At 54.1% G+C, this 13,884-nt stretch carries 9 protein-coding genes; all 9 read right to left on the reverse strand.

From position 1 onward, the window contains the following. Window positions 1–20: 20 nt before the first annotated feature. On the reverse strand, window positions 21–2,033 hold the full coding sequence (gene fliD, locus QZ725_RS13070) for a flagellar filament capping protein FliD (RefSeq protein ID WP_293780332.1): 2,013 nt from the start codon (window positions 2,031–2,033) through the stop codon (window positions 21–23). Window positions 2,034–2,131: 98 nt separating this feature from the next. After that, the gene (locus QZ725_RS13075) at window positions 2,132–2,506 is read right to left on the reverse strand and encodes a flagellar protein FlaG (protein WP_293780335.1); all 375 of its coding nucleotides are present in this window, start codon (window positions 2,504–2,506) and stop codon (window positions 2,132–2,134) included. Window positions 2,507–2,579: 73 nt separating this feature from the next. Then, entirely contained in the window at window positions 2,580–3,779 is a 1,200-nt protein-coding gene (locus tag QZ725_RS13080; protein WP_293780338.1) for a flagellin, read from the reverse strand. Window positions 3,780–4,229: 450 nt separating this feature from the next. Further along, window positions 4,230–5,804: a GGDEF domain-containing protein gene (locus QZ725_RS13085; RefSeq protein ID WP_293780341.1), complete on the reverse strand. Its 1,575-nt coding sequence runs from the start codon at window positions 5,802–5,804 to the stop codon at window positions 4,230–4,232. A 143-nt stretch (window positions 5,805–5,947) separates the two neighbouring features. Continuing rightward, window positions 5,948–6,595 (reverse strand): response regulator transcription factor, encoded by a 648-nt coding sequence (locus tag QZ725_RS13090; RefSeq protein ID WP_293780344.1) that lies wholly within the window; start codon window positions 6,593–6,595, stop codon window positions 5,948–5,950. A 110-nt stretch (window positions 6,596–6,705) separates the two neighbouring features. Further along, window positions 6,706–8,085, reverse strand: coding sequence for a histidine kinase (locus QZ725_RS13095; RefSeq protein ID WP_293780346.1), 1,380 nt, complete (start codon window positions 8,083–8,085; stop codon window positions 6,706–6,708). A gap of 206 nt (window positions 8,086–8,291) precedes the next feature. After that, entirely contained in the window at window positions 8,292–11,420 is a 3,129-nt protein-coding gene (locus QZ725_RS13100) for an error-prone DNA polymerase (RefSeq protein WP_293780348.1), read from the reverse strand. A gap of 70 nt (window positions 11,421–11,490) precedes the next feature. Continuing rightward, window positions 11,491–12,996, reverse strand: coding sequence for a DNA polymerase Y family protein (locus QZ725_RS13105; RefSeq protein WP_293780350.1), 1,506 nt, complete (start codon window positions 12,994–12,996; stop codon window positions 11,491–11,493). Further along, window positions 12,932–13,711 (reverse strand): translesion DNA synthesis-associated protein ImuA, encoded by a 780-nt coding sequence (gene imuA, locus QZ725_RS13110; RefSeq protein WP_293780353.1) that lies wholly within the window; start codon window positions 13,709–13,711, stop codon window positions 12,932–12,934. Before imuA ends, QZ725_RS13105 begins: the two co-directional genes overlap by 65 nt. Window positions 13,712–13,884: the final 173 nt, after the last annotated feature.

Here is a 13,884-nt window from a genome sequence, read left to right on the forward strand (position 1 = left end):
TCCTTCAGTATTATTGGTATTTACGCGGTTTGTTTTTTGATGAGATCAAGCTGCTGTGTCAAATAAGTGCTTGTTGAATTCATGCTGGCTACGGCCACGTCAAGCGCGGTGAATTGCGCTCGATAGCGTTTTTCAATTGCCGTCAGTTTCGTCTGCATCGCTTCCTGCTGCTTGTCGAAGTCTTTGATCGTGTTGTTCAAGCCGGTAGTCTTGGCCGTGATTGAACCGTCATTGCCAATAAATGTTCCGGCCAATTTGCCAAGACGATCGGCATAGCCTTGCGAGAAATCGATTCGGCCACGTGAGCCGATCGTGCCGCCGGTGATTTCCACCTTCAATCCCTCTACATCTGTACCCGGCATTCCGGTGAGAAATTGACCGGAGCCCGTCGTGGCAAAGCCGCCGATGGTGCCGGCAACATCCACACCAGTCGTCCCGGCGTTGGTGGTACCCAAGTAGGTGGAAATCGGCGTGCCTTGGTTGGAATCGATGCTCAGCTTGGAGCCCGAGCCGTAGCGATCAGAGGTGATTTGCAGGAAACCGTTGTCGTCAATCTTCGCCGTTACTGCAGAACTCGCGGATTTGAATGCGGTCGTGCCGTTGATGGATGATTGCAGCATGGCCGCCAAATCCTTGGCGTTATAACTGCCTTCGGTCAGATACACCTTGGAAGTGATGCCATCCAAGGTAACGGTAATCGTCGTATTCGGTGCAATGGTTGTCGAGCTTCCGACGTTGACGGTACCGGTCATCGTGGCCTGAGTCGCCATACGTGTGACCTTGATGTCGTAGCTGCCCGCCTTGGTCGCCGTACTTGAATTGGCAAAGCTGACAAGACTGTCGGTCGTTTTGCCTACGGTAGCAAAGAGGGCGGAAATATCGCTGAAGTTGTCGGAGATGGCTTTGCTGAGCTTGCTTGAATCAAGCGCGAGTGATCCGTCCTTCTGAAACGCCACACCAATCTTCGACAACGACATATTGCTATTGCTCATGCCTTCCAGAGACGTATTGAGCATCTTGCGCAACTGTTCCTGAATTGAGCGCGCCGTTGAATCGCCTACCAGAGGGGACGCGCTTTTTGTCTTTGCGTTATAAGCGGTCAGATTGGATATGGTCGTATTAAGGTCGTTGTATGCTTTAATAAAAGCATTGACGTTGGTTTCAACGGCCGAAGAATCCTTCGTAATGTTCAACGATGTGGTACCGGTCGTGAGGGCATCGATTGTGACGCCTTGCACCGCATCCGTAATTTTGTTGGTGGCACTGCTGATCGCCAAACCATTGACGGTCAGTTTGGTGTCTTGTGCAGCATTATTCTGGATAAGTTTCTGCGTCCCTCCAGGATCGTATTCGAGCATGCTTGTCAGGGCGGCATCGCCATCCACTGAAATTTTCATGCTCGAAGCTTCGCCGGTTTTGGTCGACGTTAATACCAGCTTGTTTGGTGCGCTGCTACCGTCCGATACGATGGTCGCCGTCACGCCAATGCCGGCGGCGTTAATGGCATCGCGAATGCCTTGCAAGGAATTGTTCGTTCCATCAATCGTGATGGAGCCGGTTGCCTGATCGGCGTCCTGGGTGAATGTCGCACCTGTGTAAGCACCATTGGTGAGCGTGCCGCCGCTGATCGTGCCGAACTGGAACGAAATCGTGGTCGTTGTGCCGCTACCAATGGTTGCCGTTTTACTGACCTGACCGGCAGTCGACAAGTTCTGTGCCTGAGCCAGTTGCGTGATGTTGACTTGATAGTTACCGGCGATGGCTTTGGCGGTCGCAGTGGCACCGAGAATTTTGCTATCGCCGATGCTGGTTTTCAGCGCATCGAAGGTGGACGACTTGCCGAGGTTGTTCATCGCAGTCTGAAACGACGCGACCGCGCTGCTCAGCGAACCGTACGCGGATAGTTTTGCCTGGTAGGAAGCTTCTTTTTTAGCGAGTGCGTTCAATGGCGCACTTTCAGCAGTCATCAGTTTGCTGACGATGCTTTCAATGTCCAATCCTGAACCGACGCCTGTCGACGTTATGCTTGCCACTTGCTTCTCCTGCTTTTAACAACACATGCACTGTAAAGGAGGCCGAGGCGTGTCAAGCCGCAAGTAAGAAGGACTTTTCCCTCTTTGTTTTCAAAAGATCAGGCTTGCGAATTGACCAGCAGCCCTTGCAGCTTGTCCAGGGCCTTTGAAATTTCGATGGCTTCTTCACTGGGAATCTGACGAATGACGTCGTTTGTTTCCTTGTCCACGACCTTGACGATTACCCGCTTGGAATCTTGATCAAGCGAGAATTGCAGGCTGGAAGAAACAGATTCCAGAAAGGAGTTGATGCTTTGCAGCGCCTGCCCGACAGGGGCGCCGGCTGCAGTTTGTTGTGTGGCCGTAACGGCATTTTCCGTGATCACGGCTGCTGCGGGGTTGGGAGCAGTATTGGGAGAGCCAACGTGTGCAATCCCTGGAGCTTCACTCCAACCAGCTGGTTTGCTTGCTGCGCCAATTTGACCAATATTCATGTTCGTCCCCTGATGACGAATCCCCGACACCACTGGCGCCGGGGACTGTTCATATCACCACAAATTACTCGGATTAGCCGCGGAGCAAGCTCAACACGCTGTTAGGCAGCGAGTTGGCCTGTGCCAGCATCGCAGTACCAGCTTGTTGCAGGATCTGACCGCGGGTCAGGTTTGCGGTTTCCGCTGCAAAGTCGGTATCCAGGATGCGGCTACGTGATGCAGACAGGTTTTCCGAGCTGGTTTGCAGGTTGGCGATCGTGGAGCTGAAGCGGTTCTGGATCGCACCCATGTCAGCACGCGACGAGTTGACCGAAGTCAGCGCCTTGTCGACGATATCCAGTGCTTTTTGTGCACCTTGGAAGGTCGAGATGTCGAGGCTGCTCAACGTGACTGCCGTGGCACCTGATGCTGCTGATGCAGTACCGAACGCGGTCATGGCGGTCAGACCAGCTGGGGTACCCGAACCTGCGCTCAGCGACGTGAAGTCTTGACCAGCTTTCAGCGATTCCAGTTTGATCGTGGTGCCGGAGACCGAAGCGTAGAAACCGGTTTGATCCAATTTGTCGTTGATGGCAGCAACGAGTTTGTTGTTGACGGTTTCTGCCGTATCGCCATTGGCAACATTGATGTCGCCAATTGTGACAGTCTTCGAAGTACCGGCCGCATTGTTGAATACCATGCTCATGCCCGTGATCGTACCGGAGGCCGTGGCAGTGCCGCTCACACCAGCACTGGTGACATCAGCAGCAAACTTGGCAGAACCGAGCGACGCTGTGCCCGCATTGACGATGCTGTTGATACCAATCGTTTGACCCGAATCGGCGCCGACTTGGAACAATGCACCGGTGAACGAACCATCCAGCAATTTGGTGCCGTTGAAGTTGGTTTGACGCGAAACACGATCAATTTCAGCGCTCAACTGTTGAACTTCCGAATCCAGTGCGGCACGGTCGGTCGACGAGTTGGTTGCATTGGCCGATTGCACCGACAGTTCACGGATACGTTGCAGGTTGTTGCCGATTTCGGTCATTGCACCTTCAGCCGTTTGTGCCAGCGAGATACCGTCGTTGGCGTTACGGACAGCTTGGTTCAGGCCGTTGATCTGGGTGGTGAAGCGTTGGGAAATCGCCAGGCCAGCAGCATCGTCCTTGGCGCTGTTGATGCGCAGACCGGACGACAGGCGCTGGATGGAGGTGTTGAGCGAGGTTTGCGAAGTCGTGACGTTGCGTTGTGCATTCAGCGACGGGATGTTGGTGTTGATTACTGATGCCATGGTGTTTCTCCTGTGGGTAGTCCGATAGAAGTCTGACTGCTTTGTCTTTCAACGCATGCTTGCCTGCTACTTTGCAATCACTGCGCCCTTGAAAGTTTTATCGGACGGTCCCGGAAAAAGTTTAGCGTCGCTTTGAAACTAAATTTTCCGGTCTCGCCCTTGCTGCAGCCAGATAAGCCTTTTGTCGGTTTCCCTCTGGAAATCTTTAAGCTTTTTCTGCAAGAAAAATGTGGATTTCTACCCTACAGTTTTTAAAAAAGCTGTCGATTGGGCACGGCGCGTTTTTTCTTTTCGAAGAACAAATGTAGTGTGAAAAAAAATGACGGGGGAATTGTTAAGAAACGTGTCTTGAAGTGAAAACGCGTTTTCATGAAAAGAAAACGCGTGTCAGAAAAACAATTTCTTCGAGTGATGAGAGGCAAATGCCCGCCACAAGGAAAAGAAAAACCCTTACTTGGCTGTTACGACGCGATTTTTTCCTGCTTTTTTTGCGGCATAAAGCGCCTGATCGGCGCGTTTGATCAAGGATTGCTGATCTTCCGTATCTTGCCGCTGTGCGACACCGGCGCTGAAGGTCATGAGCAGGCGGGTATGGTTGTGCATGAAGATTTGCTTGGTCAGTTCGCGCTGTACACGTGTGACTGTCTGCACGGCTTCTTCGATGTCGGTTTCGGGCAACACGATCATGAATTCCTCGCCACCGAATCGGGCAATCACGTCCATGGTACGCAAGGTGTGCTTAATGACGCGTACCAGATGAATCAAGGCTTCGTCGCCTGCTGCATGGCCGTATTTGTCGTTGATCTTCTTGAAATCGTCGAGATCAAGCATGGCAATGCAGAGTGGTGCCTGTTTGCGATCAGCCCGCGCGATTTCACGCTCGAAGACATCTTCCAGGCCGCGTCGATTGAGGCTGCCGGTCAATTGGTCTTCGCGCACCAGTTCACTCATCTGTTCCAGCTTGCTTTCCAGCGCATGAATGCGTGCCTCCGCTTCTTCCACGCTTTTGCGGGCAGCAAGAATAGTAGCGCGCGAGCGCAACGCCTCGTTTTGCGTAAGCCGCGTTTCCTTCATGACTTCGTCGAGGATTTTGCCTACCTTGGTCGGATCGCTGGTTTCGGTGATCTGGCGTGAGTACTGATCGATCTTCTTGTGATAGTTGTCGGTGGTGGTGGCGATGTCGCCAAGACTACCTATGAAGCTTTCCATCATGTTTTTGACCGAATCCTTGGCCTCTGTCAGGCTGTCCTTCAAGACACTTTGCTTGTAGATGACATCCTTGAGACTGCGCATGACTTCGCGTAGGGAGATGTCATCAATTGGGCCATCGAGCAAGGTCTGGACAGCAGCGATCTGGCCGCGCATCCATGAGTCATCTTCCAGTAACTCGTTGACGTTCTCCAGTAGCAGCTTGAACAGGCGCATCAGCATTTCATGCTGTTCGGCCATGTCGCCGCTTTTGAGTTCGATCTTGAAGCACAACTGCTTGAGTTGCGTAGAAACCTCGTTCAAGGCTTGCTCGGTCGTTGCATCCTTGATCGAGCGGCCCAGTGTATCGGCTTCCTGCGCCAGCGTCGGCACTGCTTGCAGCAGCGAGGCCACTGCCAAGGTGAGTGTGCGGGTCAGCAAGTCGCGTAGCAGGGCGGTCTGCTGGTCGTCCACCAAAGCGGTATTGGCACTGAGTAGCGTCGCGCCGTTGCTGCTGCCGGAGCGAGCTACTTGTAGCCGTAATTGATCCACGAGCTGCGTGAGTGCCTTGCCGTAGTCCGGCCAGTGCGGGATGGCGGCGGCGCGCTGCATGGTTTCACCCAGTGTGGCCAGGCCATCTGGCGCGTTGAGTAAGCTCTCGGCGAAAGCGCCCAGAACTTCTTCGGCGGTCGGTTGTTTGGCATAGCCCGCAATCTCGTCATAGGCGGTGCGATAAGCGTCCGGTGTCGGCGCGATACGGCGGATGGCGAGGTAACGAAAGGCTTCCCGCGCGATATCGGCGGGATTTTGAGGCGAATTGTCGGATTTAATTTGCATGACTGCAGCACGCTTGCGGAGATCACCGATGCTCGGTTTTGTGCTGCCATCATATGCCAAGCGGCGTCAGCGGATATAAAAAACAGCGGGGCAAATTGTTGTCAATTTGCTGCATGTCTTTTTGTTAATTGAGCATGGAAGGCTTAGTCGACCAGACGATTCTTGATTGCATAGTGCGTCAGTTCCGCGTTGTGACGCAGCTTCATTTTTAGCAATAAACGCGAGCGATACATACTGATTGTCTTCACCGACAGCGTCAGTTCGGCGGCAATATCGCTAACCGTTTTGCCCGAGGCAATCATGATCAGTGTCTGGTATTCGCGGTCGGACAAGGTTTCGTGCAACGGGATGTTGTGGTCGTCGCCGATTTGGTTGGCTAGTTCCTGCGCCAGCGCCGTGCTGACGTATTTCCGTCCGCTGGCTACCTGTCGAATCGCGTTAACCAGTTCCGCCGGCGCACTTTGCTTGTTGAGATAGCCGGCCGCACCGGCCTTGAGCGAGCGGATGGCGTATTGGTCTTCACGATGCATGGACAGCATCAGAATGGCGATCTTTGGCGATTCCTTGCGCACCAGTTTGAGGACATCGATGCCGCTACGATCAGGCATGGAAATATCCAGCAGCAGCACATCGCAACTGTCGTCGCGTGACAGGCGAATCGCATCACTACCGTTTTCAGCATAGCCGGCGACGACGATATCCTTGGTATCGGCCAGAATCTGTTTCAGTCCTTCGCGAACGATGGCGTGATCGTCGGCGATGAGGACTCTGATGGCGTTCTTGCTTTTCATGTTGATCGTGCTGCAGTCGTCGGCTTATGGGCGGGTGAGGCGATTTGTGAAAACGACAAGCTTACGGGAAGGTGGTGTGCAAATGCAATCCGCCCGCAGCAGGTATGTATTTATATGGTCGTTGCCAAAGGTACGTTAATTGCAACAATCGTGCCGCCCGCTGGTGCCGTGCTTACCGAAACGCTGCCGCCGAGGGCGATCGAGCGTTCTACCATGCCGCGGATACCGAATGACTTCGATTTCTGCTGATCTAGATCCGCGATGCCGCGGCCATTGTCCACAATCTCCAGTCGCACGTACTGATCGGTATGCGTCAACGCCACGTCTACCTTGCTGGCTTGGGCATGTTTGGCGATATTGGTTAGCGCTTCCTGAAAAATCCGAAAGAGAGCCGTTGCGTGATCCTGCTCCAGATCAATTTCCTTCTTGTTCGAGTGAAAGTGACACGGCAAGCCACATTGTTTCTCGAATTCCTTGGCCTGCCAGTCAATGGCGGCGACGATACCAAAATCTAGCACGCCTGGTCGCAGGTCGCCAGCGATCCGGTGCACGGTTTCGATGCTGCGATCGACGAGTTGATCGACGTAATCGGCTTTTTCCTTCAGCGATTTGTCCTTGGCAGGTAGTCGACGTGTCAATAGCGCCAGCGCCATCTTGATCGCAGTCAGATTGCCGCCCAGATCGTCGTGGATTTCGCGCGAAATGCGCGTACGTTCCTTTTCCTTGACAGTATCGATATGGGCAGAGAGTTCGGCCAGTTGTGCGCGCGAACGGCGGATTTCTTCCTGCTCCTGTTTGCTTGCCGTGATGTTGGTCATGATGCCTTCCCATTGCATCACATCGTTTTCCAATGCAAGCGGGGCGGCACGCAGGTTGATCCACTTGATATCGTTCCATGCACGAATGTGGATGCGGCCTTCCCAGTTCCAGCTATGGGCGGTGGCGATGGATTGACGCATGCTGTCGAAATAGGAGGCACGATCTTCGGGAAGAATCGATTCCACAAACAGCACCGGATTGGCGCGCAAGGCTTCGGCGCTGATCCCCAGCAAGGCTTCGCATCCTTCACTCAGATAAGGAAACGAAAAATTCTCTTCGGCATCCAGCAGGCAGCGGTAGACCAGCCCCGGCGTGTTGGACACCATGGCGCTGAGTCGCGACTCGCTTTCCAGCAAGGCCTTGTCGTAACGATCCTGTACGCTGATGTCGTTGCCGATGGCAAGAAGGATGTCACCACCCTGGGTGCTTTGGCGGAATAGTTGGCCGGCGAAGGGGTAATCACTGCCATCCTTGCGGCGAAGCCGTAAATGAACGGCAATCGGCGACAAACAGGTGCCGACTTTGCCTATTTGTTCCGTATATGTTGCATTGATTATTTCGGACGACAATTCACTCAATGTCAGCTTTTGCAGGTAGGCCAAGTCGTATTGCAGATTACTGAGTGCAGCCGGATTGGCATACAACACAAGCAAGCTGGCAGCATCGACCACATAAATTTCATTGGTCGTTCCCGCCAGAAGGATTGGAAGCCATTCGGCATTGATCTGTTCTATGATGCATCTCCTTGCATGCTGCCTTGCTGGAAAGACATGGCCGCGAAGCAGCTAGGATAGCGATTTCGGTCGGCAATTCCAACCGGATGCGCACCGGAAAAGGTAATTTTCAGTGTGCGTAATCGTGCATGTATTCAAGAGCATTATTGGAAATCGCGGCTGTGAATCGTCAGGTTGCCCAATAACTCGGAATGATCCACGATGCGTTTGGCTACCAAATGATGTACGCCATCCCTGGTTTGCCAGATGCCATAGACTGTCATCAGCTGTGCATTCAAAATTTCGCGACGCTGCTTGTCAATCAATGCCGGCCAGATGATGACGTTGGTAATGCCGGTTTCATCTTCGAGTGTGACAAACATCGTGCCCTTTGCCGTAGGCGGACGTTGACGCATGGTGACGATCCCGGATGTGCGTGCGATCTTGCGATCGGCAAAACCGCGCATTTCGAGCGAAGTCGACAAATTCATCTTTTTCAGCAAGGGACGCAGCAAGGCCAGCGGATGACGCTGCAATGTCAGGCCGGTGCTTGCGTAATCAGCAGTGATTTCCTGGCCTTCGCTTGCTGCCGCGAGTAGCAGCGGTTCTTCTTCGACGGGCGCATTACGTAACAACGCGGGAGCAGGGCGCATGGCGGCGACCTGCCATTTCGCCTGGCGACGGTTGCCGGTCAATGGCAAAAGCGCATTGGCGCGTGCGAGGGCAGCTAGTTCGAACTGGTCGAGTTCCGCACGTTGCGCCAGGTCATCGATACTCGAAAATCTCTTCGTTTTGCGCGCGATGACAATCCGTTCGGCGGTTTCGGTCGATAGTCCTTTAATCATCTGGAGTCCGAGCCGTACATCGGGGCAGTGGCTGCGGATATTTTCCAATGTGCATTCCACATCGCTGGACAGTACATCTACCGGATGCACCTGTACGCCCTTGCGCCTGGCATCTTGTACAAGTTGCGAAGCGGAATAAAAGCCCATGGGCTGGGCGTTGAGCAAGGCCGCAAGAAAGGCAGCCGGATAATGGCATTTGATCCAGGCTGAAACATAGACCAACAGGGCAAAGCTGGCCGCATGCGATTCGGGAAAGCCGTATTCGCCAAAACCGGCGATCTGCTTGATCAAGCGTTCCGCGAATTCTGGCTCGAAGTTGTTGTTGGCAAGCCCTGCTCTGAGTTTCCCGTTATAGGTTTCCAGCGTGCCTTTGCGTTTCCATGCACCCATCGCACGTCGCAGCTGGTCAGCTTCGCCGGGGGTAAAACCGGCTGCATCGATGGCGATCTGCATGACCTGTTCCTGAAAAATCGGTACGCCATGGGTACGTTCGAGTGCTTTTTTGAGATCGTCGCGCAATACAAGTTGATCCTTCGGAATGTGACGTTGGGTCAAATAAGGATGGACCATGCCGCCCTGGATCGGTCCCGGACGCACGATGGCGACTTGCACCACCAGATCGTAATACTCCCGTGGCCGCAGGCGTGGCAACATGGACATCTGCGCGCGCGATTCAATCTGGAATACGCCGATCGTGTCGGCTTTGCAGATCATGTCATAGGTTTTTGTATCGTTTTCCGGAATGTCCTGCATGCGGAACGTCTGGCCGCGTTGCAGAGAAATCATGTCCAGTGCACGCCGTATCGCCGACAGCATGCCAAGCGCTAGTACGTCGACCTTCAGCAAACGCAGTGCATCGAGATCATCCTTGTCCCATTGAATGACGCTGCGATCTTTCATCGACGCATTCTCGATCGGAACGAGGCGAGCGAGATTGTCCTGCGCAATCACGAAGCCGCCCACATGTTGAGACAAGTGCCGCGGAAAGCCGATGAGCGTTTGCGTGAGTTCGACCAGTTTCTTGACCACGGATGCCTCGGGATCGAAACCGCTTTCGCGCAGACGCTCCTCGCTGATCTCCCGGCCATCCCACCACTTATGCGACTGCGAAAGTCGGTTGACCTGTTCGAAATCCAGTCCCAATGCCTTGCCAACGTCTTTCATGGCAGAGCGTGGTCGATAAGTGATGAGTGAAGCCGCAATCGCTGCGCGATGGCGTCCATATTTACGATAGATGTACTGCATGACTTCTTCACGACGCTGATGTTCGAAATCGACATCGATGTCGGGCGGTTCGTTGCGTTCTTGCGAGACGAAGCGTTCGAAAAGCACGCTGCTTTCTGCAGGATTGACTTCGGTGATGCCCAGGCAATAACAGACAACCGAATTGGCGGCGGACCCGCGTCCCTGGCAAAGAATACCTTCGCCGCGCGCGAACTGGACGATGTCGTAGACGGTCAGAAAAAAAGGTTCGTAGCCCAAATGCGCAATGAGCTTGAGTTCATGCTCGATCTTTTCGTTTATGAAAGGGGGAACGCCATTCGGGTAGCGACGTTGCTGCGCGCCTTCATACGTCAATCGTCGCAGGTAACTGCGCAAGGTTTCGCCTTCCGGAACGATTTCCTTTGGATACTGATAACTGATTTCCGCAAGAGAAAAGTTGCACTGATCGGCAATGGCCGATGTCTCCTTTAGCAGCGTTTCTGGATAAATCTGTGCGAGTCGTAAGCGTGTGCGCAGATGCTGTTCGGCATTGGGCTGGAGATCCAGACCGCAATCCGCCAATGACTTGTTCAGGCGAACGGCGGTCAGCGTGTCTTGCAAGGGTTTGCGTGATCGTACGTGCATGAGTACATCGCCGGATGCGACAAGCGGGCGTTGAATTTTTTCCGAGAGTTCCTCCAGACCCAAAAGCCATTCGGCATCGTCACCCTGATACAGCAGTTCCACTGCAATCCAGCATCGTGTCCCAAACGTTTGCCGCAGCCACTCTGCTTGCGCATGCAGTATCTCTTGCGGCGTATCGTACTGTGGAAGCAGCAATGCTAGGCAATCCGGCATGCGGGCCAAGTGTGCATAAGGCGCTGATGGCTTGGCCAGATCTTCACGATGCAGCAGGTAATGCCCTTTTTCGACACGCCGTCGACCCAGCGTAATCAATTCGGAAAGATTGCCGTAGCCCTCGAGGTTTTGCGCCAGCAGTACGAGTTTCATGCCGCAAGACAAGGTCAACTCGCTGCCAATAATCAATTTGAAATTCGCGTCATGCTTTTTTGCTTCGACATGGGCGCGCACCACACCCGCGAGAGAACACTCGTCGGTGATGGCTAGGCCGCGATAACCGAGTTCGATGGCGCGTTGCACGAGTTCTTCCGGGTGCGATGCCCCAAGCAGAAAGGTGAAATTGGAGCGGCAATGCAGCTCGATATAGTCCGGGATGGAAAACATATTTATGAATATTCATTCAGACCATAAGGCAACTAATCACGGCGTTTCGCCATTGAGCGATCGTTCAGTTTTATCCAAAAAGTCCGTGCAGAAACCAGCCGCTTTCTGAAGAGGTATTGTTAATGCGGGTGCGAAATATCCAGTACAAAACGTGGGATTCGCTTTGTGCGATGAAATAGTCGCGCGTGGCCAAATCATCGTCCCACCAGCCGGTTTCGATCCGTTCGGGCCCTGTTAATAGCTGCAATGGCGTGTGGTAGTAAGGTTTGTGTTGGTGTGTGCGGAGTGGTAATGGCATGGCAAGCAACCAAACCGGTCGCATTCCCGCTTTCAAGGGGATTTCCTGCGGATTGCGCATGCGCTTTGCGAATGATGCCGTTGTTGTGATGCTTGCACGTTCGACACTGCGTTCGGGGCGATGGTCGGCCAGAATGTGTAGTCGTTGGACGGCATCGTTACCGAGTCTGCTTTGTAGGCGTTCCATCAGGCGGTTGAGACTTTGCGCAGTATGCGCAGGTGTTGGAAACAATTCCGTGTTCGGCGCAACCTGCTCACTGATCTGCTCTACCTTGAGTGACAGTTCGATCACGGGTGCTTCCAATACGAGTTGCGCCAAACGTTCGCGTAATAAAAGCGTCAGATGTTCGAGATCGCGACTTGCCATTCCCAGTGCAAGCGTCAAGCTCGTAAAACGATGGTCACGGCGACGTGATGGTTCATGATGCAGTTGGAGCACGAGCAAATGTGCAGCAGCGTGGCGTGCAGATAGCCATCCCGTCAGTTGGACTAGAAGTCGGCGTGCGGCAAACAGCAAGGACTCTGCCTGTTCAACGCGCGCCGCAAGTTCGAGGCGTGCCTCAAATACCGGTGGTGCGGTAAACCAGCCGTGTACCTCAGGCAGTTGGCCATAAGCGCGATCGCATTCGTCTAGGAGTGCTTGACCAAAGCGGCGAACGATTCCGCTGCGCGGTAGCTGGCGTAGCTGACCGAGGCAATGGCAGCCGATTCCGTGCAAGGTGTCGAGATAGGGCTGTACTTGTGTCAATACCTGCAAAGGCAGGATATCGAGTCGCATGGCATCGCTGCGCGTGTCATGTGGATCGGACCGCCCGGCTTTTGCCATTAGCCAGGCCGCACTTGCCGTCGAGCCATGACCGATCGCGCCCCTTAATCCCAGCATGCCGATCCCTTCGAGAAGACGTGTCGCCAAACGTTGCTTGCCGCCAAACAGACGCAAGCTGGCGCTGATGTCGGCCATGAATCCATCTCCCGCTTCCTGTAAGGCGACGAGGGGTGTGAAATGCAATGCCCACAGCGCGGCTTCCTGCAGAGCTTGACGCTCGGCTAACGGCTGGCGCGTATGGATCTGTAGGTCGGCCGCGAGTGCACGCGCGTTACCTTCCGACATGCCGGGCCGGATGCCGGCTTCACCTGCCGGGCCGTTATGCCAGCCGACGGTCTTGTGTTCACAGACAACCAGCGGATGATCGACGCGTCTTTCCGTTTCGCTCTCAGGCTGCGAGCGCAGAATGGCTTCGAGCGGTAGCTGCGGCAGATGTAAAGCGATCCATAGCATGGCGTGGAAAAGACAGGGTTGAGTCGACCATGGTCCGTGAATTAAAGGGTTTGATCAGAATCTCGGGAACGGTCAGCGGCAAGATGATGGGCGCAGCATGAACAGGGCCGCGCCGCTTGATGATTTCAACCGACATGCTCCCGGCGGGAGCGGGCTGGCAGACCATGCGCAGAGGCGCGGGCGACGATTGCTCGCGTGCGATCAGGGGGCGGAATACGAAAGCCAGTCCTTCGCTACCGGCGGCGGCCAGTTGTAGACGCCGTAGTTGATCTGCACGCGCTTGCGGTAGCCAGCAAAGCAGGGCACCAAAGCAGTCGCTTTTTAGCGCTTGTTCCACCGCCCACATGCGGTCGGCCGGTTTGTCTGCCTCGATCAGCAAAACATGCTGAAGATCCAAGCCAAGTTCGGCAAGCGCGGCAGCGAATGGAATATGTGGTGGTGCCATCAGCACGACCGTTTTTCCAGCCTTCGTCAGTTGTGACAATGTTGGCGCGAGAAGGCGTAATTCACCAATTCCTGGATGACGCATCAATAATTCGATCAGGACGGAAGAGGGCCAGCCACCATTCGGCAATTCACGATCGAGTGCACGATGACCAGAGGTGACTGGTCGAGCGGCATGGGAGCCCATCTGGTCGCCACGCCATACATGTTCCGGCAGCGTGTTCAGTAGGGACGGGTGCGGCGAATGGGAAGAAAAAGAAGCAAGACTCATGGGACCTCCAGACGTGAGTGCGAGAGCGCACAATCAATATACTGTATAAATATACAGTATAAAAGTCTTGGGCGATATCTTGGCGTGAAGGTGTTGCTGCGGCTGTTGGAAAAACAACGCCTATGTCTATTTGGGCAAGTTTCTTGGCAGAGCGATTGCCAGTGACCGGGGTG

This window comes from uncultured Oxalicibacterium sp. (assembly GCF_913776015.1).
GTDB lineage: Bacteria > Pseudomonadota > Gammaproteobacteria > Burkholderiales > Burkholderiaceae_D > Oxalicibacterium.